The organism is Pseudomonas phoenicis, assembly GCF_047302395.1.
Lineage (GTDB): Bacteria > Pseudomonadota > Gammaproteobacteria > Pseudomonadales > Pseudomonadaceae > Aquipseudomonas.
In genome coordinates, this window is record NZ_CP154852.1 from 4,568,465 (window position 1) to 4,592,981 (window position 24,517).

Genomic DNA, 24,517 nt, shown 5'->3' on the forward strand with positions numbered 1-24,517 from the left:
GCTGCATGCGGTGCCGGCCGGTAGACGCCGGTACCGCGTTCCACTTCGAAAGGAGAACCGCAATGACCACCTGTGGAGAATTTCTCGTCCAGCAGCTCCAGGCCTGGGGCGTGGACACCGTGTTCGGCATTCCCGGCGTGCACACCGTGGAGCTGTACCGCGGCCTGCCCGGCAGCGGCATCCGCCACGTCACTCCGCGCCATGAGCAGGGTGCGGGCTTCATGGCCGACGGCTACGCGCGGGTCAGCGGCAAGCCTGGCGTGTGTTTCATCATCACCGGGCCCGGGATGACCAACATCATCACCGCCATGGGCCAGGCCTATGCCGACTCGATCCCCATGCTGGTGATCTCCAGCGTCAACGAGCGCGAGCGCCTGGGCCTGGGCAAGGGCTACCTGCACGAGCTGCCCGACCAGCGTGCGCTGGTGGCCGGTGTCGCTGCGTTCAGCCATACCGTGATGACCGTCGAGGCGCTGCCCGAGGTGCTGGCACGGGCATTCGCGGTGTTCGACGGCCAGCGGCCGCGGCCGGTGCACATCGAGCTGCCGCTGGACGTCATCACCGCAGCGGCCGACCATCTGCCCCTGCAACCGCGTGCGCACACCGCCCCTCCAGCACCGCTGCCGGCGCTCATCGAGCAGGCGGCGCAACGCTTGCGCGAAGCGCACACCCCTCTGCTGCTGATCGGCGGCGGCTGTGTGGCGCAGCCCGCGCTGGTGCGCCGGCTGGCCGAAGCCCTCGATGCACCGACGGCGCTGACCATCAACGCCAAAGGCCTGTTGCCGCCGCAACATCCGTTGCTGCTGGGCAGCAACCAGTCGCTGGAGCCGGTGCGGCAACTGGCACGGCACGCGGATGTGGTGCTGGCGATCGGCACCGAGCTGGGCGAAACCGACTACGACGTGGTGTTCGACGGCGGTTTCGAGATCGGCGGTGCGCTGATCCGGATCGATATCGACATCGAGCAACTGACCCGCAACCATCGACCCGCGCTGGCCATCCAGGGCGACGCAGGGCTGGCCATCGAGGCGCTGCTCGCCGCGCTGCCGGCGCACGCGTCGCCCGGTCGGGACGGTGCAGCACGCGCCGACGCAGCGCGCCGGCAACTGGCCGAAGATTTCAGCGGCTGCGCGCACTATCGACAGCTGTTCGAGGCCCTCCTCGAGGTGCTGCCCTCGGCGCGTTTCGTCGGCGATTCCACGCAAACGGTGTACAGCGGCAATCACTTGGTGGAACTGGACGGCCCGCGTCGCTGGTTCAACTCCTCGACCGGCTACGGCACCTTGGGCTACGGCCTGCCGGCGGCGATCGGCGCCAAACTCGCCGAGCCGACACGCCCGGTGATCAGCCTGGTGGGCGACGGCGGCATCCAGTTCACCCTGGCGGAGCTCGCCAGCGCCGTGGAAGCGCGGGTAGGGATCATCGTGCTGCTGTGGAACAACCAGGGTTATGGCGAGATAAAGCGCTATATGGAGCGGCGCGACATCACCCCCGTGGGCGTCGACATCCACACACCGGATTTCATCGCCATCGCCCGTGGCTTCGGCTGCCTGGCCGAACGCGCCCGTGACCCTGCGCATCTTCAGGCGTTGCTCCGCGAGGCGCCGGACGACCGGCCGATGTTGATCGAACTGGCCGAGGCGCCGCCGTTTGCGCCTTGAGATCCGTTGGGCCGGCGTTGCCGGCCATCGCGGCCGATCGGAACACCGAACCGGCCGCTCCCACAGAGGCCCCATGGGAGCAGCTATCACAGCCTCCTGTGGGAGTCTGGGCTGTTGGGCCGGCGGTGCCGGCCATCGCGGCTGAAGCCGCTCCTACAGACCTCCGGTGGCAGCGGCTAGCGCAAGCCCCTGTAGGAGCGGCTAGCGCAAGCCCCTGTAGGAGCGGCTTCAGCCGCGATGGGCTGCGCAGCAGCCCTATAGGCGCGCGCATCATTCCACAGTCAATCCTCTCTCACCGCGCCTGGTACAGGCCACTGGAGCACCCGCATGGACACCCCCCACTACATCGCTGGCCGCTGGCTACCCGGCGAAGGCGCTGATGTATTCAGCGCGTTCGAACCCGCTACAGCCCAGGCCTATGCCGAACTGCGCGCGGCCAGCGTCGATCAAGTCGACCAAGCCGTCGCCGCAGCGCGCCAGGCACTGCCGGCGTGGAAGACCACCGCCTCTCGCGAGCGCGCGCGTTACCTGCGCGGATTCGCCGAGGCCCTGGGCACACGGCGCAGCGCGCTGGTCGAGGCGCAAATGCGCAACAACGGCAAACCGCGCCACGAAGCCGAAGTCGACCTCGACGACGCCGTGGCGACCTTCGCCTACTACGCCGAGCTGGCCGAAGGCTTGAGCGATCGGCAGAACCGTCCGGTGGCGCTGGCCGCGCCCGGTTTCAGTGCGCACACACGCCTGGAGGCCATCGGCGTGGTAGGCCTGATCGTGCCGTGGAACTTCCCGCTGGTGACCAGCGCCTGGAAGATCGCTCCGGCGCTGGCGGCGGGCTGCACGGTGGTGCTCAAACCCTCGGAAGTCACGCCCCTGATCGAGCTTGCCTATGCCGAGATCGCCGACGCGATCGGTCTGCCCGCCGGCGTGCTCAACATCGTCGGCGGCAAGGCCGAAGTGGGCGCGGCGCTCAGTGCCCATCCCGGCCTGGACAAACTCTCCTTCACCGGCAGCAACGCCGTCGGCAGCCGCGTCATGCACAGCGCCGCCGAGCACTGCCGGCCGCTGACCCTGGAGCTGGGCGGCAAGTCGGCGATCCTGGTGTTCGACGACTGCGACGTCGATCAGGCCATCGAATGGATCGTCGCCGGCATCGCCTGGAACGCCGGCCAGATGTGTTCGGCCACCTCGCGTCTGCTGGTGCAGGACGGCATCGCCGAAGCGTTGCTGCCGCGCCTGGCCGAGGCGCTCGACGCGCTGCGGATCGGCAATCCGCTGGAGCGGGACATCGACATGGGCCCGCTGACCAGCCAAGCCCAATGGCACAAGGTGGGCGAATACTTCGCGGTGGCCGAGCACGAGGGATTGCGCTGCCTGGCAGGGGGACGACAACTGGGCGGACCGGGCTGGTTCGTCGCCCCGACGCTGTACGTCGATGTGCCCGGCGACAGCCGTCTATGGATCGAAGAAATCTTCGGCCCGGTCCTCTGCGCCCGACGCTTCAGCCAGGAAGACGAAGCCATCGCCCTGGCCAACGACAGCCGCTTCGGTCTGGTCGCCACCGTCGCCAGCGCCGACTTGGAACGTGCCGAGCGGGTGGCGGCGGCGCTGGAGGTGGGGCATGTGTGGATCAACTCGGTGCAAGCGGTGTTCGTGGAAACGTCGTGGGGCGGCACCAAAGGCAGCGGCATCGGCCGCGAGCTGGGGCCGTGGGGGTTGGGCGCGTACCAGTCGGTCAAGCATGTGACCCGGTGTTTGGGGTGATTCGCAAGGCAGGTATGCTTGGACTTGGCAGACCCGACTGCACGTGTCATGTCTTGCGCGGTGGCTGTGTCAGGGCGACGTTGCCGCCCTCGCGGCTGAAGCCGCTCCAACACTGGAGCCAGGCATGTGTGGGAGCGGCTTCAGCCGCGAGGGGCCGCGACGGCTGCCTCCAGAGGCGTATAGCCCGTCGGTGTTCAAGCCGATCCCACATTTACCTGGCGGTGGCGCGCCTGCGCCGCATAGGCCACCTGCGGCCACAGATGAACCGTCTCCCCCGGCAGGCACTGCGCCAACCGCGCCACCGCCAACGGGCTCAACGCGCCCAGCCGTGGATAGCCGCCGATGGTCTGGCGGTCGTTGAGCAGGATGATCGGCTGACCATCGGGGGGCACCTGCACCGCGCCCAGCGGGATGCCTTCGGAAATCAGGCCAGGGCCGGTGTAGTGCAGTGGCTCGCCGGTCAAGCGCAGGCCCATGCGGTCGCTGCGCGCATCCACCGTCCAGGCTCGGTTGAAGGCATCGAACAGGCTTTGCCCGGTGAAGCCACCGGCCTGGGCACCGAGGATCAGTTCGAGGCGCGCCGGGCCGAGCAGGTCGGGAATGCGCGCCGCAGGCACGGCGCGCACGGCAGTCGGTTCGGCATTACAGGCCAGCCGGTCGCCCGCGCGCAAGGCATCGCCCCGCCCATCCAGGCCCCCTACTCCTTCGCGCTGTACCGTGGCGCAACTGCCGGCCACCAGCGGCGCCTGCACGCCACCCGGGAAGGCCAGATAGGCACGTGCGCCCAGACGCGGGCTGGCAAAACGCACCTTTTGCCCGGCAGCGACCTTGAACGGGCGCCACACCTGCAATGGCTGGTCGTCCAGGGTCGCGCCGAGGTCCGCGCCGGCCAACGCCAACCACCCCTCACCTTGACACTCCAAGTGCAGCCCGCCGAGGGTGACTTCCACCACGGCGGCGTCGAGGGCGTTGCCCAGCATCCAGTTGGCCCAGTGCTGCGCCAGCCAGTCGAGTGCGCCACCCTGGGTCAGGCCCAGGTGCCGCACTCCGGTGCGGCCGCTGTCTTGCACGGTGGCGTGCGGGCCGGCTTTTTCCACGATCAGTGCCGTCATGGCTGCGCCTCCATCGGCGTTGCATCGCCGCCCAGGCGAAGGAATTCGTCACGTTCGATCGGCACGAAGCGCACCCGGTCCCCAGGCCGCAGCAGGCTGAAGCCCTCCAGCGCCGGGTCGAACAAGCGTGCAGGGCTGCGCCCTACCAGGTTCCAGCCGCCGGGCGAGACGGCCGGGTAGATCGCCGTCTGCCGCTCGGCGATGCCCACGCTGCCGGCGGCCACCGCCTTGCGCGGCGTGGCCAGACGCGGACTGGCCAGGCGTGGATCGACCAGGCCCATGAAGCCGAAGCCGGGCGCAAAACCCAAGGCGAACACCGAATAGGCGCGGTCGCTGTGCAGGGCGACCAGTTGGTCCACGGCCATGCCGCGCTGGCGGGCCAGAGGCTCCAGGTCGGGGCCGACGCTCGGGTGGTACCACACCGGCAACGACACTTCGCGGCCCTGCTCGGCCGGCGCGGGGGCGAGCCCGGTCAAGGCTTGCCGGCACAGGGTACGGGCCTGGACATCGTCCAGTTGCGCCAGGTCGTAGTGCAGCATCAACGTGGTGTACGACGGCACCAGGTCCACCAGCGCCGCACCGAAGGTGTCCCGGAGTCGCTCGGCGGCGGCCAGCAGCCAGGGCACGTTGGCTTCGTCGATGGCGTCGAACAGGCGCAAGGTCAGGCAGTCGATGGCGGCGACTTCGAGGCGCAGGTTCATGTCGGCAGACCGTCCAGCGCCTGGCGGATCTGCCGCACCGCCGCCACCGACGCCGGGTTGTCGCCATGCACGCAGAGGGTATCGACCTGCAAACGCAAGGCGCTGCCGTCGCGGGTGATCAAGGGCTCGCCGCGGGCAAGGCCCAAGGCCTGCGCCACCACCTGTGCCGGCTCGTGGTGCACCGCACCTGGCAGGCGTCGGCTGACCAGCTGCCCGTCAGGCTCGTAGGCACGGTCGGCGAAGGCTTCGAACCATAGGCTCAGGCCATGTTCGGCAGCCAATGCGCGGCTGGCGGTGGTGTCGGCGGTGGCCATCAGCATCAGCGGCAAGCGCGCGTCATAGGCACGCACGGCACGCATCACCGCCGTCAGGCGTTGCGGGTCGGCCATCATGTCGTTGTACAGCGCGCCATGGGGCTTGACGTAACGCACCTGGGTACCTTCCGCGCGGCACATCGCCTCCAGCGCGCCCAATTGATACAGCACCAGGTCTTCGATCTCCTGCGCCGAGCAGGCCATGCTGCGCCGGCCGAAGCCTGCCAGATCCGGATAGGCCGGATGCGCGCCGATACGCACGTCATGGCGCACGGCCAGGGCCACGGTACGGCGCATGGTGCCAGGGTCGCCGGCGTGGAAGCCGCAGGCGATGTTGGCGCAGTCGATCAGGGGCATGACCTCTGCGTCCAGCCCCATGGACCAGGCGCCGAAGCTTTCTCCGATGTCGCAGTTGAGCAGCGGGCGTTTCATGGGCGTCTCCAGATGAGCGATGCCTCGGATGGTCGTGTCAGGTTCACACACACGTCCAACGGGTTATTTCGGCCAGGGGTGAACAGTAAAGTCGATCACCCTATGATGGAGGCCTTTCCCTGGCACAGGCCTGCGACATGAATCTCAAGTTTCTGGAAACCTTCGTCTGGGTCGCGCGCCTGGGCAGCTTTCGGCTGGCGGCGCAGAAGCTGTTCAGCACCCAGGCGGCCGTGTCCAACCGCATCGCCGCGCTGGAACAGGATCTGGGCGTGCGCCTGTTCGAGCGCGACGCCCGCGGCGCGACCCTGACGCCGCGCGGCCAGGCGCTGCTCGGCCATGCCGAACAGGTGCTCGACAGCAGCCACGCGCTGCGCCAGGCCGCAGCCGCCGAGCAGCCGGGGCGCGTGCGCGTGGGGGTGATGGAAAGTGTGATCCATACCTGGCTGGCGCCCTTCATCCAGCGCGTCGGGAGCCTGTACCCGGCCCTGGAGCTCGACCTGCAGGCCGACACCGCGCGCCATCTGGCCGAGCAATTGCGCCGTGGCCAGCTGGACCTGATCCTGCAAACCGACCCACTGCCCGACGAGGGCCTGCGCAACGCACACCTAGCGAGCTATCCCATGGCCTGGCTGGCACGTCCGGCGAGTGCCTGGGCCGCTGCGGACCTTGCGCAGATTTCACAACAACGCCTGATCACCTTTTCCCGCCATTCGCGCCCGCACCAGGATCTGCTCGGCCTGCTCCACGCCCATGGCTTGCGCGCGCCGCGCTTGTGTTGCATCAATTCGGTGGCAGCCATCGAGCGGCTGCTGGCCGAAGATTTCGGCATTGCCGCGCTGCCGCCTGCGCTGGTCGACGGCGCCTTACGCCAAGGCCGTTTGTGCCAATTGAGCCTGCGGCCATTGCCTGCGGACTTGGAGATGTTCGCCACCTGGCGCGTGGGCGCTGGCCTGGAGAGGGTCGAGAATCTGGTCGATGCGGCGCGTGCCGCTGCTGCGGCCCATGCTGCCGGACTACCCCAAGGGCATGCCCGTGTGCACTGAAGACGCACCACGAAGTAACACCTTGCCCGGCCAACGCCTCAAAACCGGGCGAGGTCGTAACGGGCATGGCGCTGGACGAAGCGCCCAAGGCCTTCTGCAAACATGACACACGCAGTGATTGGCACGGCAATTGATGAGTCAACGGATAACGATTGTTGAACAATCCACTTTCCGGAGCCATTCCATGTCTCGACGCGCCAGCCCTGCCCTTTCCCTGCTTGTCGCCACCCTGCTCGCCAGCGCCGGCGCCCATGCCGCCGACGCGACCCTGCAACCGCAGCGTCTGAGCATCGGCTCCGACCTCACCTATCCGCCCTATGCCTACCTCGAGCAAGGCAAGCCCGCCGGCTTCGACCCCACCTTCATGGCCCTGCTGGGCAAGCAGCTGAAGCTGGAGCCGGCATTCCTCGACACCCGCTTCGCCAACCTGGTGATGGGCGTCAACGCCCGTCGTTTCGATCTGGTCGCCTCGGCGCTGTACGTCACCCCGGAACGCGCAGCGCAGGTGGATTTCCTGCCCTACCTGAAAAGCGGCGCATCGCTGATGGTGCGCGCCGACGACAGCTTCCGCCCGCAGCGCCCGGAAGACCTGTGCGGCAAGCGGGTCGGTTCGATCAAGGGCGGCTCGTGGATTCCCAAGCTGAGCAAACTGTCGAAGGACTACTGCCAGGCCAACGGTCAGGCACCGATCGACTCGCGCGAATACCCCACCTCGCCGGAGGCAGCCCAGGCCCTGCTGGCCAAAGCGGTCGACGTGCAATTCGAAGACGCCGCCGTGGCGCGCATCATCAGCGACAAGCTCAAGGGCCGTGTCACCCTCAGTTCCGACAGCCTGATCTACCCGGTGGTCATCGGCCTGGCCGTGCGCAAGGGCAACGACGCGCTGCTCGGCGAGCTGCGTGGAGGCTTCGACGCCCTCAAGGCCAGCGGCGAGTACCAGACCCTGCTAACCCAGTACAACCTGGCCGAACCCAGTGCCGGCGACATCGCCCAGGCCTTGGGCCAGCCCACTCCCGCCGCGCAGTAGACCGGAGCCTTCCCCATGCAATTCGATTGGCATTACGCCGTCGGCCTGTTGGCCAACGGTGACTTCTGGAAAGCCGTGGGCACGGTGGTCGAGCTGAGCCTGGAAACCTGGGTGCTGGGTATCGTGCTGGGCTTTCTCCTGGCCTTGGCCCGGCAGTCGCCCAAGCGCCTGCTCAACCGCGCCGCGGCGTTGTACATCTGGTTCTTCCGCAGCCTGCCGCTGCTGGTGCTGTTGATCTTCGTCTACAACCTGCCGCAGGTGTTCCCTTCCACCAGCCTGGTGCTGTCCAACCCCTATGCGGCAGGGTTGATCGCGCTGGTGCTGAGCGAAGCGGCCTACATCGCCGAGATCCACCGCGGCGGCCTGCTGGCCGTGGCCAAAGGCCAACTGGAGGCCGGCAAGGCCTTGGGCATCGGCTACAGCGGCGTGCAACGGCTGATCGTGATTCCCCAGGCCCTGCGCGTGGCCTTGCCGACGCTGGCCAACGAATACATCACCATCGTCAAGCTGACCTCGCTGGTGTCGGTGATCTCGCTGGCCGAAATCCTGCTGGTCGGCCAACAGCTGTACACACAGAACTTCCTGGTCATGGAGACCATGCTGGCGGTGGCGTTCTACTACGTGCTGATCGTCACCGTGTTCAGCTTCCTGTTGCAGCGCCTGGAGCGGTACCTGGACGTCAGCCAACGCAAGCCGCGCGCGGTGGCCGACAGTCCCGCCACGGTGGCAGCGCCGGCACCGCACAGCGTGACGCAGGACGGGCTGGCGCTCAGCGTGCGCGGGGCGCGCAAGCACTACGGCCTGTTGGAAGTGCTCAAGGGCATCGACCTGGACGTGCGCTTCGGCGAAGTGGTGTCGATCATCGGCCCGTCCGGCTCGGGCAAGACCACCCTGATCCGCACCCTCAACGGCCTGGAAAGCCTGGACCGCGGCAGTGTCGAGCTGTGCGGGCAAGCCTTCCTGCGCGGCACGCGCGAGCCCGGCGGCACGCTGGGTACGCGCGTGCACATGGACGGCATCGTGCAAGTGGGCATGGTGTTCCAGGGCTTCAACCTGTTCCCGCACAAGACCGTGCTCGACAACGTGTTGCTCGCCCCGCGCCATCACGGCCATGCCGACACCGAACAATTGCGTGCCTTGGGGCTATCGCTGCTGGCCAAGGTCGGCCTGCGCGAGCACGCCGGCAAATACCCGCATCAGTTGTCCGGCGGGCAGCAGCAGCGTGTGGCGATCGCCCGTGCCCTGGCCATGCGGCCGAAGGTGATGCTGTTCGACGAACCGACCTCGGCCCTGGACCCAGAGCTGGTGGGCGATGTGCTCAAGGTGATCGAGGACCTGGCCCGCGAGGGCATGACCATGATCATCGTCACCCACGAAATGAAATTCGCGTTCCAGGTCTCCGACCGCGTGGTGTTCATGGAAAGCGGGCAGATCGTCCAGGCCGGCTCGCCGCGCCAGTTGCTGGACAACCGCAGCGAGCGCATGGGGCGTTTTCTCAAGGACGTGCAACTGGCATGAAGACATCGACCCAAGGCGGCCTGTCCCTGGCCGACCAAGTGGCCTGCGAGCTGCGCGAAGACATCATCGGCGGGCGCCTGCTGTCGGGCATGGCGCTGGTCGAGGCGGAGCTGGTGAACCGCTACAACGCCTCGCGCAACACCGTGCGCGAAGCCCTGCACCAGCTCGGTCGCGAAGGCCTGGCGACCTATGTGCGCAACAAAGGTGTGGTGGTCAGACGCGTCGGCACGGCCGAGGTGCGCGACCTGTTCCTGGTGCGGCGTACGCTGGAGATCCAGGCCATCCTGGGCAGCAAGCCGCTGCGCGAGTACCAGTCCGACCGCATGCTCGAAGCCATCGAGGCGGCGGAACTGGCCCGCGACCGCGAAGACTGGCAAGCCTTCGGTACCCACAGCCTGCGTTTCCACCAGCACATCGTCGGCTTGCTGCGTAGCCCCTTGCTGGACGACTTCTTCACCAACATTGCGGCGCAGATGCGCCTGGTGTTCGCGGTGGCGCCCGACGAAGAGAACTTCCAACGCCCGTGGCTCGAGCGCGACCACGAAATCCACGACCTGCTCGCCGCCGGCCAACGCCAGGCGGCGGCCGAAGCCATGCACCGTTACCTCGACGACTCCGAGCACGCCCTGCTCGATCTGTTGAGCCACCCTGCCCGCGCCTAGCCCAGCCTCCGTGCTGGCCGGCTTATGGAGATGCCCCATGAAACCCGTTGCCCTGACCCAAGCCCCCGCCGACGCTGCGCAGCGCAAGGCCATCGCGCCCGTGCTCTGCTACCCGGTGGAAACCCTGCCGCGGCCCGACATCGAGGCCTATCGCGCGGTGCGCGACGGGCTCAGGCTCGTCGAAACCGTTGTGGTGCCGGCCCGCGACGCCGCCACTTTCCGCGTGCCTGCCGGCGGCTTCTTCCGCATCGTCTCGACCGAAGGTCCGCAGGTCGGCGACCTCAACCTGTTCAACCAGCACGACCTCAGCGAGCGCTTCTACACCGGCAAGACCCGCGCTTTGAACGGCACCCACCTGGGCGTCGGCGACCAGTTGTTCTCCAGCTTCCCCAGTCTGCGGCCGATGGCGACCATTACCCACGACACCCTCGACTGGTACGGCTTCGACGCCTTCGGCGGCTCGGTCCACGATGTCATCGGCACCCGCTGCGACCCCTACACCCATAACCTGCTCAGCAACGGCGGCCAGTACCACCATTGCTGCCACTCCAACCTGACCCGCGCGCTGTCGGCCTCCACCGGCCTCACGCCGCACCAGGCCGAGCCGCACGTGCACGATGTGCTCAACGTGTTCATGTGCACGGGCTTCACCCGTGACACCGGGCAGTACTTCATGAAGGCCAGCCCCGTGCGGCCGGGGGACTTCCTGGAATTCTTCGCCGAGATCGATCTGTTGGGCTGTCTGTCGGCATGTCCGGGTGGGGATTGCTCGGCCGAGCATTCGTCCGACAGCGCGAAATGCTACCCGCTGCTGGTGGAGATCTACGCAGCCACGCAGCGGCCTGAGGGATGGGTCGCGCCCCGTGTCAATGGCTATGACCGCTGCCATGGCGTCGCAGGTTGAGAGCCACCCATGACCTGCCGCTGCCGCTCGAGCAAGCGAGCGGCCATCGTGGGGCAAAGGGGTATGACGAAGACGCCGGACCGACCCTCGGCCGAGGGCCGTTTCCGCAGAGAGGGGCCGCGAGACGGCCCCGACTTCTCAAAAACGCGCCAGAGGCGCTTCGACCTGCATCACCAGCACGCCCAGCGGCGGTAGGTTCAGCGACAACGAATACGCCTGGCCATGGCTGGGCAGATGCTCGGCGTTCACACCACCGCCGTTGCCGAAATTGCTCCCGGCATAGCGCTCGGCATCGCTGTTGAGCAACTCACGCCATTGGCCTTCGAACGGCACACCCACTCGGTAGCCGTCGTGCGGCACTGGCGTGAAGTTGGCCACCACCAACACCGCCTCGCCCTGACTGCTCCAACGCAGCCAGGCGTACACGCTGTTCTGCGCGTCGTCGCCGATCAACCACTGGAAGCCCGTAGGCTGGCAGTCCAACTCGTGCAGCGCCGGCAATGCGCGATAGAGACGGTTCAGGTCGCCGACCAGATCCTGCACGCCTTTGTGGTTGGAGTACTGCAGCAGGTACCAGTCGAGCTGGGCGTCGTGGTTCCACTCGCGCCACTGGCCGAACTCGCAGCCCATGAACAGCAGTTTCTTGCCGGGGTGCAGCCACATGAAGGCCAGGTACGCGCGCAGGTTGGCGAACTGCTGCCACTGGTCGCCCGGCATTTTCTGGATCAGCGAGCCTTTGCCGTGCACCACTTCGTCGTGGGAGATGGGCAGCACGAAGCGTTCCGAGTACGCATAGACCAGACCGAAGCTCAATTCGTTGTGGTGATGGGCACGGTAGATCGGGTCGTTCTGGATGTAATGCAGCGTGTCGTGCATCCAGCCCATGTTCCATTTGTAGGTGAAGCCTAAGCCACCTTGCGCGGTGGGATGGCTGACGCCCGGCCAGGAGGTGGACTCCTCGGCGATGATCAACGCGCCTGGTGCTTCCTGGCCAGCGATGTCGTTGAGCTGGCGCAGGAATTCGATGGCTTCGAGGTTCTCGCGACCGCCGTGCACGTTGGGCACCCATTCCCCCGCTTTGCGCGAGTAGTCGCGATACAGCATCGAGGCCACTGCGTCGACCCGCAGGCCGTCGATGTGGAAGCGATCGAGCCAATGCACCGCCGAAGCCAGCATGAAGCCCCGTACCTCGTTGCGGCCGAGGTTGTAGATCAGGGTGTTCCAATCCTGGTGGAAACCTTCGTGGGGGTTGGCGTACTCGTACAGGGCGGTGCCATCGAATTGCGCCAGACCGTGTTCGTCGGTCGGGAAGTGCGCCGGCACCCAATCGAGGATCACGCCGATGTCGTTTTGGTGACATTGGTCGATGAAGGCGGCGAAGTCTTCCGGCGTGCCGTAACGCGAGGTCGGCGCGAACATCGACAGCGGCTGGTAGCCCCACGAGCCGCCGAACGGGTGCTCCATGATCGGCAACAGTTCGATGTGGGTGAAGCCCAATTCCTTGACGTAGGGGATCAGACGTTCGCCCAGTTCGCGCCAGTTGTAGACGTGCGAGACGGCGCCGCCATCGTCCATTTCGCACTGCCAGGAGCCGGCGTGCAATTCGTAGATGGACAGTGGCGCATGAATGTCGTGGCGCCGCTCGCGCTCGCTCATCCAGCGCTCGTCGTTCCAGGTATGGGCCAAAGGCCCGGCGACCTTGGACGAGGTGCTCGGCGGTAGCTCGGTGGCACGCGCCAGCGGGTCGGCCTTGAGTGGCAACACTGCGCCATCTCTACCGAGCACTTCGAATTTGTACGATTCACCCGCATTCAAGCGCGGCACGAACAGCTCCCACACGCCCGATTCGCAGCGCAGACGCATGGGGTGGCGTCGGCCGTCCCAGCCATTGAAGGCCCCGACCACCGAAACGCGGCGGGCGTTGGGCGCCCAGACGGAGAAGCACACGCCGTCCACGCCATCGACTTGGGTCAATTGTGCGCCGAAGCGCTCGGCCAGTTTACGGTGCGTGCCTTCGGCGAACAGGTGCATGTCGATCTCACCCAGCACGGCGCCGAAGCTGTAAGGGTCTTCGGTGATCTGTTCGCCGCCGGCCCAACCGATCTGCAAGCGATAAGGCTGTTGCGCCTCGAGATGGGCGAAGAACAAGCCCGGCAGGCTGCCCTGCTGCATCTCGGCCAGCACGCGATCGTCTTCGCGAGCCAGCACTCGGGCACTGAGCGCCGAGGGCAGGAAGGCGCGAATCGTCACACCACCGTCAGGATCGGCGTGGGCGCCCAGGATGGCGAACGGATCGGCGTGCTCGGCACGCGCCAGCGCATCCAGGTCGCGCTGGCGCAAGCCGCCGTTTTCACGCGTTGTAGCATTCATTCTGTCTCTCCCCAGGTACTGATCAGTCCGTGTAGGCCGTGCAGAGGCACGGCAAGCCAGGCAGGACGATTTTCGGCTTCATAAGTGATTTCGTAGGCGGCCTTCTCCAGGCAGAACAGCTCCAGCGCAGCCCGCTCGCCATCGCTCTGCTCCCAGGCGTGGGGCATGGCGGCGGTGGCGAGACCATAGGCTTCGACGAAGGCATGTCGTGACTGATGCAGATACTGCCGGGCCACCCGTTGCCGGGCTTGCAGCTCCGGCTCGGAAAGGTCTGCGGCAGAGGCGCTGCGCAAGATCATCGCGGCAGCATAGTCGAAAGAGCGCAGCACGCCGCTGACATCCTTGTACGGGCTGTGCTTGGCACGGCGCTCCTGCAAAGGACGCGAGGGTTCGCCTTCGAAGTCGATCAGGTAGGCGTCGCCTTGCACCACCAGCACTTGCCCCAGATGCAAGTCGCCGTGCACGCGGATCAGCAACCCGCCTTGGGCTTGCTCGGCCAAGCGGGCGACGTGTTGGGCCAGCCCCTCGCGTTGCTGTTGCAGATCGTCGACCAGGGCTTGGCTATCGACATCCAGCGCGTCACGGTGCTGGGCCAACAAGTCCAGCGCATGGTTCAGCTCGGCACCGATCTGCTGCGCCCAGCGCTGGCTGTCGTCTTGGCCGCTGACCTGGGGCGCGAACGCGGAGTCCTCGGTGGGTGCGGCCAGGTGCAGGTGCATTTCGCCCAGACGCTGGCCGAACAGTGCGGCGAACTCGGCCAGTTCGGTTTGCGCGTCGGCATGGCCCTGTTCGGTGCCCTGCTGCGCTTCCAGTTCGTCGCGGATCGCCCGCTCCAGAGTGTTCTGAGTCCAGGCCCAGGCATCGCCCTGGTTGCTCAGGTAACCCTGGGCGATCATCAGCAGGTGCGGTTGCGCCTGCTCGTCGACGCGGCTGACCCAGGCCAGCAACGGCGAGATGTTGGCGAAACCGGCTTGGGTCAGGTAGGCGCTCATCTCCAGTTCCGGGTGCACGCCACCATTGACCCGGCGGATCATCTTGAGCACCAGATGCTCGCCGACCACTACGGAGCTGTTGGACTGCTCGGCGCTGAGATAGCGCACCGAGGTGTCGTCGCTGAGCTCGAAGCCTTGCAGATGCTCGGTGCGGTGGAATTGCAACTCGCCGTGTTCCAGCGGCAGGCGCCGCTCTTCCTGGCACGCACGCAGCACATGGCGAATGAACGGCTCGAGCACGAAGGCGTCGGTGATCAGGCCCACCTCGCGGTTGCGGCGTACCCGCGACAGCGCCAATTGCTGCGGCAAGGCAGTGCTGATGTGCTCTTCGCGCAACAGGCCGAAGGGCAGTTGGTAGCGGCTGGCGACACCGTTGCTCAGCACTTCGATTTCGGTGAGCAACGCAGGATGCTCGTCGCTGCCGAAACGCACGCCGTAGCTCAAGCTGATGCTATCGAGCGGGCCTTCCTTGCCGGCGAACCAGCGGCGCTTGGGCAGGTATTGCGGCAGGATGGTGCCCTCGAGCTCGTCGCGGGCGGGGGGTTGCAGCAGTTCTTCGAGACGTCGACGTAAGACCAAGGTAGTCAGCTCCGGTAGGGCCTCGGCCGGCTGCTGGTGCCAGCTGGGCATGCGCTCGTGGCTGGCCAGCTGGAACCAATAGAAGCCATAGGGCGCGAGAGTAAGCAGGAAAGGCAATTGGCCGATGGGCGGGAACGCGCTGCCGCCGAGCATCTCAACCGGCACCTTGTCGGCGTACTGCGACAGGTCGAGTTCGGCGGCCTGGGCCGTGCGCGAGACGTTGGCCACGCACAGGATGATTTCGTGGTTGCCGGCCTGGTCGGTGTACTCGCGCACGTAGGCCAGAATGCGCCGATTGCTCGGCGTCAACGTCTTCAGGGTGCCGCGGCCGAAGGCTTTTTGCTGGTTGCGCACGGCGATCAGACGGCGGTTCCAGTTGAGCAGCGAGTGCGGGTCGTGGGCCTGCGCTTCGACGTTGACCGTCTGGAAGCCGTACAGCGGGTCCATCACCGGCGGCAGGACTAGGCGCTGCGGGTCGGCACGCGAGAAGCCGCCGTTGCGGTCGGGCGACCACTGCATCGGCGTACGCACGCCGTCGCGGTCGCCCAGGTAGATGTTGTCGCCCATGCCCAATTCGTCGCCGTAGTACAAGGTCGGCGTGCCGGGCATGGACAGCAGCAGGCTGGTCAGCAGTTCGATACGCCGGCGGTCACGTTGCAGCAGCGGCGCCAGACGGCGGCGGATGCCGAGGTTGATGCGCGCGCGGCGGTCTTCGGCGTAGTGGTTCCAAAGATAGTCGCGCTCACGGTCGGTGACCATTTCCAGGGTCAGCTCATCGTGGTTGCGCAGGAAGATCGCCCATTGGCACTTGGCGGGGATTTCCGGGGTCTGGCGCAGGATGTCGGTGATCGGGAAGCGGTCCTCCATGGCCAGGGCCATGTACATGCGCGGCATCAACGGAAAGTGGAAGGCCATGTGGCATTCGTCGCCCTCGCCTTCGCCGAAATACGGGCGCGTGTCCTCAGGCCATTGGTTGGCCTCGGCCAGCAGCATGCGGTCCGGGTAATGGGCATCGATCTCGGCGCGGATGGCCTTGAGTACCGCGTGGGTCTCGGGCAGGTTTTCGTTGTTGGTGCCGTCACGCTCGATCAGATACGGGATGGCGTCCAGACGCAAGCCGTCGACGCCCAGGTCGAGCCAGAAGCGCATCACCCCGAGCACCGCCTTCATCACCTGCGGATTGTCGAAGTTGAGGTCCGGCTGGTGCGAATAGAAGCGGTGCCAGAAGTACTGGCCGGCAACCGGGTCCCACGTCCAGTTGGACTTTTCCGTGTCGAGGAAAATGATACGCGTGCCGTCGTACTTCTGCTCGCTGTCGGACCACACGTAGAAGTTGCGCGCCTTGCTGCCGGGTTTGGCATGCCGTGCGCGTTGGAACCAGGGGTGCTGGTCGGAGGTGTGGTTGATGACCAGCTCGGTGATGATGCGCAGGCCGCGTTTGTGTGCCTCGGCGATGAAACGCTTGGCGTCGGCGAGGGTGCCGTAGTCAGGGTGCACGGCATTGTATTCGGCGATGTCGTAGCCGTCGTCGCGCCGTGGCGACGGATAGAATGGCAGCAACCAGAGGGTGTTGACGCCGAGGTCGGCAATGTAGTCGAGCTTGCCGATCAGCCCGGCGAAGTCGCCGATGCCATCACCGTTGGCGTCGAAGAACGATTTGACGTGAAGCTGGTAGATCACCGCGTCCTTGTACCACAGAGGGTCGTCGATGAAGGCTGCCGGGCGCGAACGTTTGGCCATGTGCAACTCCCTTGAAGTCGGTGGTAAACCCATCGCCCCGCCAGTCTCGCGCCTGTTAGAGCCTAGCGCCTGTAGGAGCGGCTTAAGCCGCGATGGGCCGCAAGGCGGCCCCAAATGAAACACCGTATACCCCCGACCTAGACCTACGGCCGACTGCTGGCGCCTATCGCCTATGGACCTGCTCCGGCAAAAGCCGGGTCTGCCGCACCAAACGCCAGGCGCGCAGATCCACCGGCAGGCCAACTGCGACAGTCCAGATCACTCACTACGGCTGATCCGCCAGATGCCGAACGGCTGGTAATTCGGATCGATGCGCATCCACTGCGTCTTGCCATGCCAAGTCCAGCGGTGCCCGTTCATCAAGTCTTCCCCCTGAGTATCGGCATGGTCTTCCAGGCCCAGCTCCCACAGCGGCAGCTCGAAATGCGCCTCCTGCACGTTGTGCGGGTCGAGGCTGACGGCCACCAGGATGTAGTTGTCGCGCTCCGGCGTACGTTTGGCGAAGTACAGGATGTTGTCGTTCCAGCAGGTCAGCATCGTCACGCCCAAGTGGGTCTGCAACGCGCGGTTCTGCCGACGGATGCGGTTGAGCTGGGCGATCTCGGCGATGATGTTGCCGGGTGCGGTGAAGTTGCGCGGACGGATCTCGTACTTCTCGGAGTCCAGGTACTCTTCCTTGCCCGGCAAAGCGGCGGCCTCGCACAGCTCGAACCCCGAGTACATGCCCCACAGGCCCGAACCCATGGTCGCCAGCGCCGCGCGGATCAGGAAGCCCGGGCGGCCGCACTGTTGCAGGAAGAACGGGTTGATGTCCGGCGTGTTGACGAAGAAGTTCGGCCGGTAGCAATCGCGCCACGGCGCCTGGTTCAACTGCTGGAAGTACTCGCTCAGTTCTTCCTTGGTGTTGCGCCAGGTGAAGTAGGTGTAGCTCTGCGCATAGCCGACCTTGCCCAGGCGCGCCATCATCGCCGGCTTGGTGAAGGCCTCGGCGAGGAACAGTACCTCGGGGTACTGGCTGCGCACGTTGGCGATCAGCCATTGCCAGAACGGCAGGGGTTTGGTGTGCGGATTGTCGACGCGGAAGGTTTTCACGCCCTCCTCGACCCAGCCGATCACCACGTCACGCAGGGCGATCCACAGGTCGGGTACGGCGTCGGCCGCATAGAAGTCGACGTTGACGATGTCCTGATATTTCTTCGGTGGGTTCTCGGCGTAACGGATGGTGCCGTCGGGGCGCCAGCTGAACCAACCGGGATGCTCCTGCAACCAGGGGTGGTCCTGGGAGCACTGGATGGCGAAGTCCAGGGCGATTTCCAGGCCATGTTCGGCGGCGGCGGCCACCAACTTGCGGAAGTCTTCGCGGCTGCCCAATTGTGGGTGGATGGCGTCGTGCCCGCCGTCGGCGCTACCGATGGCGTAAGGGCTGCCGACATCGTCGGGGCCTGCATTCAGGGAATTGTTCGGGCCTTTGCGGTGCTGGCGGCCGATGGGGTGGATGGGCGGGAAGTACAGCACATCGAAGCCCATGTCCCGGATCATCGGCAGGCGCGCGTGCACATCGTTGAACGTGCCATGGCGTGCCGGGTCGTCGGTGATCGAACGGGGGAACAGCTCGTACCAGCTGGCGAACAGCGCCGCCTGGCGGTCGACGTCCAACGGCAGCAGGTGGCTTTGGGTCAGGTAGCTGCGGTGTTCGGCTTCGGTCATCAACAGGGAGGTTTGCGGCTCCAGCAGCGTCGCCACCTGTTCATGGGTGGACAGACCACCCAGCTGGTCGCGTACGTGCTGCAAGCGGCCTTGCAACTCGGGCTGGCAACGATCGGCGGCCTGGCCCAGCAGCATCTGCCCTTCGCGCAGTTCGAGGCTGACGTCGACGCCGGCCTGGTATTTCTTCTCGAGGTCGTAGCAGTACGTCGCGAACGGGTCGATCCAGGCCTCGATGCGGAACTGGTGCGGGCCGAGCGCCTCGGGGGTGAACTCGCCCTGCCACAAGTCGTTGCCCATGTCGATCAGGCTGGTGCTGTGCCAGGCATCGTCTGTGGCGGCGCGCCAGTGCAGCACCACGGCCAGGCGGTCATGGCCGTCGCTGTAGACCTTGGCGCTGACCGCGACCGGCTGGCCGACCACGGCCTTGGCAGCGAAGGCGCCGCCGTCCAGGGTCGGCTGGATGTCTTCGATCACGATGCGCGGCGCCATCAACGCCTGGGCAAGGCTGATCGCCTGCTGCGGGTGATCGTTGGCCATGGGCACGCTTTCATAAGGCTCGTTACGTGACATCTGAGCTTGCTCCCTGAGACTGAGGCGGTGAAGGTTCAGAGCCGCCGTGAGGCGCCAGGGTTCAAAAACAATTGAGCCAAGCCGGCCTGGCAGCGGTCGCACTTAGGGCCAACAGCCCAACTTACGTTGCGAGGTGACACCATGCCCCTGCCCATGCCCGGAAGAACACCCGACCCGAACATCGACCAACCGGAGTTGCCGAATCCAGTGCCCGAGCAAGAGCCCCATGATCCTGCCGAAGAGCCGACCCCGGTGGGCGATCCGCCAGCGGAGGAGCCGCCCATCAAAGCAGGACGTTGATGTTGCTGAGCACGTCCACGCTCAATGCATATAGCGCGGCTCGCTCCCTCGGGCGGCCGTGGCTATGTTGGGTCATGGAGTTCGGCGTCCTGTCTTTGATGATGCGGCGTACGGTGAGTCCGCAACCTGGACTCCAGGCATCAATGGCACCGTCTTGACGGACCTATGCCGATTCCCGACGCATGGCCTTCAACTACCTGATCGATCAGACTTATCTCAACCCCTCGATTCGAGTTCCTCCAGGCTGATCTCACGCATCCTGTACTTCTGCACCTTACCGGTCACCGTGGTGGGAAACTGCTCCACGAACCGGTAATGCCGCGGCACTTTGAAATGCGCAATACGTGCTTTGCACCAGTCACGCAGCCCCTCGGCCTCCAGTACCTGCCCAGCACGCAACCTCACCCAGGCCACCACCTGCTCCCCATAGCGGTCGCACGGCACCCCCACCACCTGCGCTTCGGCGATCGCCGGATGGGTATGGAGAAACTCCTCCAGCTCGCGCGGGTAGATGTTCTCGCCGCCGCGAATGATCATGTCCTTGCCGCGCCCGACGATGCGCACATAGCCCTCTTCATCCATCACCGCCATATCCCCGCTGTGCATCCAGCCTTCGCCGTCGATGGCCTCGGCGGTGGCCTGCGGGTTGTCCCAATAGCCCAGCATCACGCTGTAACCACGGGTGCACAGCTCGCCGATTTCGCCACGCGCCACCACCGCGCCGTGCATGTCGACCAGTTGGGTTTCCAGGTGCGGCTGGGTACGGCCCACGGTGGTGACGCGCCGTTCCAGCTCATCGCCGGCGCCGGTCTGCAGCGAGACCGGGCTGGTTTCGGTCATGCCGTAGGCAATCTGCACCTCGGCCATGTGCAACTGGTCGATGACCCGGCGCATCACCTCGATCGGGCAGGTGGCGCCAGCCATGATGCCGCTGCGCAAGCTCGAAAGATCGAGTTGCGCGCGTGCCGGATGGTCGAGCATCGCGATGAACATGGTGGGCACGCCGTACAGGACGCTGGCGCGCTCTTCGGCCACGCAGCGCAAGGTCAGCTCAGGGTCGAAGGCGTCGCTGGGGTAGATCAGGGTGCTGCCGTGGGTGATGCAACCCAGGTTGCCCATGACCATGCCGAAGCAGTGGTACAACGGCACCGGCAGCACCAGGCGGTCGTGCTCGGTCAGGCCCAGGCTGTGGCCGACCATCAAGCCGTTGTTGAGGATGTTGCTGTGGCTCAATGTGGCGCCCTTGGGCGCGCCGGTGGTGCCGGAGGTGTACTGGATGTTCACCGGTTGGTCGCAGCGCAACTTGGCCTGGCGGGCACAGTAGGCCGGCCACGACACCTGCCCTGCCCGCACGGCCAGATCCGCCCAGGCGACGAAGCCCTGCGGTGGCTGTGCGGCCAGGCTGACGACACCGCGCAACGCCGGCAGCGTGTCGCTGCGCCAGTGGCCTGGCGCGTGGGTCGCCAGTCTCGGGATCAGCTCGATGAGCATGGCGTGGTAGTCAGAGGTCTTGAATGCATCGGCGCAGACCAGCCAGCGGCAGCCCGACTGGCGCAGCACGTAGTCCAGTTCGCTGACCCGATAGGCTGGGTTGATGGTGACCAGCACCGCGCCGACCTTGGCGCTGGCGATCTGCAGGATGCACCACTCGGCGCAGTTGGGCGCCCAGATGCCGATCCGCTCGCCGGGCTCGATGCCCAGCGCCATCAAAGCCCGCGCATGGGTGTCGACCGCCTCGGCCAATTGCCGCCAACTGTAGCGGAGCCTTTGATGACGCACGACCAACGCTTCGCGGTCGGCGTGGCGGGTGACGCAGGCATCGAATGCCTGACCCAGGGTTTGAGTGAGCAGCGGTGGGTCCTGTCGGCCACGGCTGTAGCTGGGTTGAGTCATGGGCGTCCCTTCTTGTGATTGTTCTAGGTACCAACGAGCCGCCAATACTCTGGACCAGGATTACGCTTACGTAAAGGTGAATGGTGGATTGACAGCCTCGAGCGCCATGTTTACGTTAACGTAAAGGTGAAAAGCCAGACGTTCGAGTTAGATTTTGCTGTAAGGGCCTGCGCTCAGCAGACCGACAAGATCATCCGCCCCTTATGGCCAATGCAACCGAAATCCTGGTCCGCAAGACCCTGCCCTGCCGACCAGGCCGTCGAACACCACTGCCGTATCCCAAGAACAACAAGGTGCCGCCATGTACTACACCACGCTCAACTTCGCCCTAGGCGAAACCCTCGACATGCTCCGCGACCAGGTGCGCGCCTTCGTTGCCGCCGAAATCGCCCCACGCGCCGCACAGATCGACCAGGACAACCTCTTCCCCGCCGACCTGTGGCGCAAGTTCGGCGACATGGGCCTGCTGGGCGTGACCGTGCCGGAAGCTTATGGCGGTGCGGGCCTGGGCTATCTGGCCCACGTGCTGGTAATGGAGGAGATCAGCCGCGGTTCGGCCTCGGTCGCGCTGTCGTACGGCGCGCATTCGAACCTGTGCGTGAACCAGATCAACCGCAACGGCAGCGAAGCGCAAAAACGCCAGTACCTGCCCAAGCTGATCAGCGGCGAACACGTCGGGGCGCTGGCCATGAGCGAGCCCAATGCCGGCTCCGACGTGGTGTCGATGAAGCTGCGCGCCGACAAGCGCGGCGACCGTTACGTGCTCAACGGCAGCAAGACCTGGATAACCAACGGCCCGGATGCCAACACCTACGTGATCTATGCCAAGACCGATCTGGAGCGCGGCGCCCATGGCATCACCGCGTTCATCGTCGAGCGCGACTTCAAGGGGTTCAGCCGCAGCCAGAAGTTCGACAAGCTGGGCATGCGCGGCTCCAACACCTGCGAGCTGTTCTTCGACGATGTCGAGGTGCCGCAGGAAAACATCCTCGGCCAGCTCGACGGCGGCGTACGCGTGCTGATGAGCGGGTTGGACTACGAACGCGTGGTGCTGGCCGGCGGCCCGACCGGGATCATGCAGGCCTGCATGGACCTGGTGGTGCCCTACATCCACGACCGCAAGCAGTTCGGCCAGAGCATCGGCGAGTTCCAGCTGATCCAGGGCAAGGTCGCCGACCTCTACACCCAACTCAATGCCAGCCGCGCCTACCTGTACGCCGTGGCCCAGGCTTGCGACCGCGGCGAGACCACACGCAAGGACGCGGCTGGCGTGATCCTCTACACCGCCGAGCGCGCCACACAGATGGCCCTGGAGGCGATCCAGATTCTCGGGGGCAACGGCTACATCAACGAATTCCCCGCCGGGCGTCTGCTGCGTGACGCCAAGCTGTACGAAATCGGCGCGGGCACCAGCGAGATACGTCGCATGCTGATTGGGCGCGAGTTGTTCAACGAAACGCGGTGATGCATGCGCTTGCGTCGCTTGCTTTCGCGGACGTGGCTGGCCGGCGTTGAGCCCGACCTGCAATGGCCGGCACGCCGGCGCAAGGGCGAAGCGGTCGTCCGCACGCTTCCTGCGCATCAGCCGTCCGCCCTCCAACGACTCGCTGCCCAAAGAGGCTCACGATGATTCTCAAAACCCAGCTCAACCCGCATTCGCCCGAGTTCGCCCGCAATCGCCAGGCGATGCTGGCCCAGGTCGAAGCGCTCTACGCCCTGCTGGCCCAAGTCAGCCAGGGCGGCGGTACCCAGGCCCAAGCCCGGCACACCGCGCGCGGCAAACTGCTGCCGCGCGAGCGCATCGACCGCCTGCTCGACCCAGGCTCGCCTTTCCTCGAAATCGGCCAGTTGGCCGCCTATCAGGTGTATGACGAAGACGTGCCCGCCGCTGGGCTGGTGGCCGGTATCGGCCGGGTCGAAGGGGTCGAGTGCGTGATCCTGGCCAACGACGCCACGGTCAAAGGAGGCTCCTACTATCCGCTGACGGTGAAAAAACACCTGCGCGCCCAGGCCATCGCCCAAGAGAATCGGCTGCCCTGCCTCTATCTGGTGGATTCGGGCGGTGCCAACCTGCCGCGTCAGGACAAAGTGTTCCCCGACCGCGAGCATTTCGGGCGGATCTTCTTCAACCAGGCCAACCTGAGCGCCCAGGGCATCCCGCAGATCGCCGTGGTGATGGGCTCGTGCACGGCGGGCGGCGCCTATGTGCCGGCCATGGCCGACGAAGCGATCATGGTGCGTCAGCAGGCGACCATCTTCCTCGCCGGCCCCCCTCTGGTGAAGGCCGCTACGGGCGAGGTGGTGAGCGCCGAAGATCTGGGCGGCGCCGATGTGCACTGCCGCACCAGTGGCGTGGCCGACCACTATGCCGAGGACGACGAGCACGCCTTGGCGCTGGCGCGCCGCTGCGTGGCCAATCTCAACTGGCGCAAGCACGGCCAGTTGCAGTGCCAACCGGTCAGCGCGCCGCTGTACGAGGCCGACCAGCTGTACGGCGTGGTGCCGGCCGACGCCAAGCAGCCGTTCGACGTGCGCGAGGTGATCGCACGGCTGGTGGACGGTTCGCAGTTCGACGAATTCAAGGCCCTGTTCGGCACGACGCTGGTGTGTGGCTTCGCCCACCTGCACGGCTATCCGGTGGCGATCCTGGCCAACAACGGCATTCTCTTCGCGGAGGCGGCGCAAAAAGGTGCGCACTTCATCGAGCTGGCCTGCCAGCGCGGCATTCCCCTGCTCTTTCTGCAGAACATCACAGGCTTCATGGTCGGCAAGAAATACGAAGAAGGCGGCATCGCCAAGCACGGCGCCAAGCTGGTCACCGCAGTGGCCTGTGCGCAAGTGCCGAAATTCACCGTGATCATCGGCGGCAGCTTCGGCGCCGGCAACTATGGCATGTGCGGCCGCGCCTACGACCCGCGCTTTCTGTGGATGTGGCCCAACGCACGGATCGGGGTGATGGGCGCCGAGCAGGCGGCCGGCGTACTGGTGCAGGTCAAGCGCGAACAGAGCCTGCGCAGTGGCGAGCCGTTCGAGGCCGAGGCCGAGGCACGCCTGCGCCAGCCGATCCTCGACCAGTACGAACGCCAGGGCCACCCCTATTATTCCAGCGCGCGGCTGTGGGACGACGGTGTCATCGACCCGGCGCAGACCCGCGACGTGCTGGGCCTGGCCCTGAGCGCCGCCCTCAACGCGCCCATCGCGTCCAGCCGTTTCGGCATCTTCCGGATGTAA

16 protein-coding genes are annotated in these 24,517 nt (G+C 66.0%); 9 read left to right on the forward strand and 7 right to left on the reverse strand.

What is annotated here, in order from left to right; genetic code table 11:
• Nucleotides 1-62: 62 nt before the first annotated feature.
• Both AA0Z93_RS20770 and AA0Z93_RS20775 read left to right on the forward strand, forming a co-directional pair.
• Entirely contained in the window at nucleotides 63-1,661 is a 1,599-nt protein-coding gene (locus AA0Z93_RS20770; RefSeq protein WP_413047110.1) for a 5-guanidino-2-oxopentanoate decarboxylase, read from the forward strand.
• A 327-nt stretch (nucleotides 1,662-1,988) separates the two neighbouring features.
• Nucleotides 1,989-3,422, forward strand: coding sequence for an aldehyde dehydrogenase family protein (locus AA0Z93_RS20775; RefSeq protein ID WP_413047109.1), 1,434 nt, complete (start codon nucleotides 1,989-1,991; stop codon nucleotides 3,420-3,422).
• Between the two features lie 194 nt (nucleotides 3,423-3,616).
• On the opposite strand, the gene AA0Z93_RS20780 is transcribed toward AA0Z93_RS20775, so the two are convergent.
• Genes AA0Z93_RS20780 through AA0Z93_RS20790 form a run of 3 tightly spaced genes read right to left on the reverse strand, consistent with a single transcriptional unit; the run spans nucleotide 3,617 to nucleotide 5,981 of the window.
• Entirely contained in the window at nucleotides 3,617-4,534 is a 918-nt protein-coding gene (locus AA0Z93_RS20780; RefSeq protein ID WP_413047108.1) for a biotin-dependent carboxyltransferase family protein, read from the reverse strand.
• Nucleotides 4,531-5,235, reverse strand: coding sequence for a 5-oxoprolinase subunit PxpB (pxpB, locus tag AA0Z93_RS20785; RefSeq protein ID WP_413047107.1), 705 nt, complete (start codon nucleotides 5,233-5,235; stop codon nucleotides 4,531-4,533). The genes AA0Z93_RS20780 and pxpB overlap by 4 nt, the downstream gene beginning before the upstream one ends.
• A complete protein-coding gene (locus tag AA0Z93_RS20790; RefSeq protein WP_413047106.1) occupies nucleotides 5,232-5,981 on the reverse strand; it encodes a 5-oxoprolinase subunit PxpA in 750 nt (249 codons plus the stop codon). The genes pxpB and AA0Z93_RS20790 overlap by 4 nt, the downstream gene beginning before the upstream one ends.
• A 137-nt stretch (nucleotides 5,982-6,118) precedes the next feature.
• Between AA0Z93_RS20790 and AA0Z93_RS20795 the strand changes: the two genes are divergently transcribed.
• From AA0Z93_RS20795 to AA0Z93_RS20815, 5 genes are all read left to right on the forward strand, one after another.
• Complete coding sequence (locus AA0Z93_RS20795) at nucleotides 6,119-7,024, forward strand: LysR family transcriptional regulator (protein WP_413047105.1); 906 nt, start codon at nucleotides 6,119-6,121, stop codon at nucleotides 7,022-7,024.
• 184 nt (nucleotides 7,025-7,208) lie between these two features.
• The gene (locus tag AA0Z93_RS20800; protein WP_413047104.1) at nucleotides 7,209-8,051 is read left to right on the forward strand and encodes a transporter substrate-binding domain-containing protein; all 843 of its coding nucleotides are present in this window, start codon (nucleotides 7,209-7,211) and stop codon (nucleotides 8,049-8,051) included.
• A 15-nt stretch (nucleotides 8,052-8,066) separates the two neighbouring features.
• On the forward strand, nucleotides 8,067-9,569 hold the full coding sequence (locus AA0Z93_RS20805) for an amino acid ABC transporter permease/ATP-binding protein (RefSeq protein ID WP_413047103.1): 1,503 nt from the start codon (nucleotides 8,067-8,069) through the stop codon (nucleotides 9,567-9,569).
• On the forward strand, nucleotides 9,566-10,231 hold the full coding sequence (locus AA0Z93_RS20810) for a GntR family transcriptional regulator (RefSeq protein ID WP_413047102.1): 666 nt from the start codon (nucleotides 9,566-9,568) through the stop codon (nucleotides 10,229-10,231). The genes AA0Z93_RS20805 and AA0Z93_RS20810 overlap by 4 nt, the downstream gene beginning before the upstream one ends.
• Before the next feature lie 37 nt (nucleotides 10,232-10,268).
• A complete protein-coding gene (locus AA0Z93_RS20815; protein WP_413047101.1) occupies nucleotides 10,269-11,135 on the forward strand; it encodes an urea carboxylase-associated family protein in 867 nt (288 codons plus the stop codon).
• 138 nt (nucleotides 11,136-11,273) lie between these two features.
• Here the strand turns inward: AA0Z93_RS20815 and glgB are convergent, their stop codons facing one another.
• The 4 genes from glgB to AA0Z93_RS20835 all read right to left on the reverse strand — a co-directional run bounded on the left by glgB (nucleotide 11,274) and on the right by AA0Z93_RS20835 (nucleotide 21,286).
• Nucleotides 11,274-13,505 carry a 1,4-alpha-glucan branching protein GlgB gene (gene glgB / locus AA0Z93_RS20820; RefSeq protein ID WP_413047100.1) on the reverse strand — a complete coding sequence of 744 codons (2,232 nt, stop codon included), beginning with the start codon at nucleotides 13,503-13,505 and terminating at the stop codon, nucleotides 11,274-11,276.
• Nucleotides 13,502-16,816, reverse strand: coding sequence for a maltose alpha-D-glucosyltransferase (gene treS / locus AA0Z93_RS20825; protein ID WP_413047099.1), 3,315 nt, complete (start codon nucleotides 16,814-16,816; stop codon nucleotides 13,502-13,504). Before treS ends, glgB begins: the two co-directional genes overlap by 4 nt.
• 258 nt (nucleotides 16,817-17,074) lie before the next feature.
• On the reverse strand, nucleotides 17,075-19,093 hold the full coding sequence (locus AA0Z93_RS20830) for an alpha-1,4-glucan--maltose-1-phosphate maltosyltransferase (RefSeq protein WP_413047098.1): 2,019 nt from the start codon (nucleotides 19,091-19,093) through the stop codon (nucleotides 17,075-17,077).
• Between the two features lie 516 nt (nucleotides 19,094-19,609).
• Nucleotides 19,610-21,286, reverse strand: coding sequence for an AMP-binding protein (locus AA0Z93_RS20835; RefSeq protein WP_413047097.1), 1,677 nt, complete (start codon nucleotides 21,284-21,286; stop codon nucleotides 19,610-19,612).
• A 301-nt stretch (nucleotides 21,287-21,587) separates the two neighbouring features.
• Between AA0Z93_RS20835 and AA0Z93_RS20840 the strand changes: the two genes are divergently transcribed.
• Together AA0Z93_RS20840 and AA0Z93_RS20845 are read left to right on the forward strand one after the other, a co-directional pair.
• Nucleotides 21,588-22,751 (forward strand): isovaleryl-CoA dehydrogenase, encoded by a 1,164-nt coding sequence (locus tag AA0Z93_RS20840; RefSeq protein ID WP_413047096.1) that lies wholly within the window; start codon nucleotides 21,588-21,590, stop codon nucleotides 22,749-22,751.
• A 161-nt stretch (nucleotides 22,752-22,912) separates the two neighbouring features.
• Nucleotides 22,913-24,517 (forward strand): carboxyl transferase domain-containing protein, encoded by a 1,605-nt coding sequence (locus tag AA0Z93_RS20845; protein ID WP_413047095.1) that lies wholly within the window; start codon nucleotides 22,913-22,915, stop codon nucleotides 24,515-24,517.

What these genes read in the sequence shown, in the direction of transcription:
- pxpB (WP_413047107.1), bottom strand. Translation starts at nt 5,235, where the DNA reads ATGAACCTGCGCCTCGAAGTCGCCGCCATCGACTGCCTGACCTTGCGC.
- AA0Z93_RS20780 (WP_413047108.1), bottom strand. Translation starts at nt 4,534, where the DNA reads ATGACGGCACTGATCGTGGAAAAAGCCGGCCCGCACGCCACCGTGCAA.
- AA0Z93_RS20795 (WP_413047105.1), top strand. Translation starts at nt 6,119, where the DNA reads ATGAATCTCAAGTTTCTGGAAACCTTCGTCTGGGTCGCGCGCCTGGGC.
- AA0Z93_RS20805 (WP_413047103.1), top strand. Translation starts at nt 8,067, where the DNA reads ATGCAATTCGATTGGCATTACGCCGTCGGCCTGTTGGCCAACGGTGAC.
- AA0Z93_RS20790 (WP_413047106.1), bottom strand. Translation starts at nt 5,981, where the DNA reads ATGAAACGCCCGCTGCTCAACTGCGACATCGGAGAAAGCTTCGGCGCC.
- AA0Z93_RS20800 (WP_413047104.1), top strand. Translation starts at nt 7,209, where the DNA reads ATGTCTCGACGCGCCAGCCCTGCCCTTTCCCTGCTTGTCGCCACCCTG.
- AA0Z93_RS20775 (WP_413047109.1), top strand. Translation starts at nt 1,989, where the DNA reads ATGGACACCCCCCACTACATCGCTGGCCGCTGGCTACCCGGCGAAGGC.
- AA0Z93_RS20845 (WP_413047095.1), top strand. Translation starts at nt 22,913, where the DNA reads ATGATTCTCAAAACCCAGCTCAACCCGCATTCGCCCGAGTTCGCCCGC.
- AA0Z93_RS20815 (WP_413047101.1), top strand. Translation starts at nt 10,269, where the DNA reads ATGAAACCCGTTGCCCTGACCCAAGCCCCCGCCGACGCTGCGCAGCGC.
- glgB (WP_413047100.1), bottom strand. Translation starts at nt 13,505, where the DNA reads ATGAATGCTACAACGCGTGAAAACGGCGGCTTGCGCCAGCGCGACCTG.
- AA0Z93_RS20810 (WP_413047102.1), top strand. Translation starts at nt 9,566, where the DNA reads ATGAAGACATCGACCCAAGGCGGCCTGTCCCTGGCCGACCAAGTGGCC.
- AA0Z93_RS20830 (WP_413047098.1), bottom strand. Translation starts at nt 19,093, where the DNA reads ATGTCACGTAACGAGCCTTATGAAAGCGTGCCCATGGCCAACGATCAC.
- AA0Z93_RS20770 (WP_413047110.1), top strand. Translation starts at nt 63, where the DNA reads ATGACCACCTGTGGAGAATTTCTCGTCCAGCAGCTCCAGGCCTGGGGC.
- treS (WP_413047099.1), bottom strand. Translation starts at nt 16,816, where the DNA reads ATGGCCAAACGTTCGCGCCCGGCAGCCTTCATCGACGACCCTCTGTGG.
- AA0Z93_RS20840 (WP_413047096.1), top strand. Translation starts at nt 21,588, where the DNA reads ATGTACTACACCACGCTCAACTTCGCCCTAGGCGAAACCCTCGACATG.
- AA0Z93_RS20835 (WP_413047097.1), bottom strand. Translation starts at nt 21,286, where the DNA reads ATGACTCAACCCAGCTACAGCCGTGGCCGACAGGACCCACCGCTGCTC.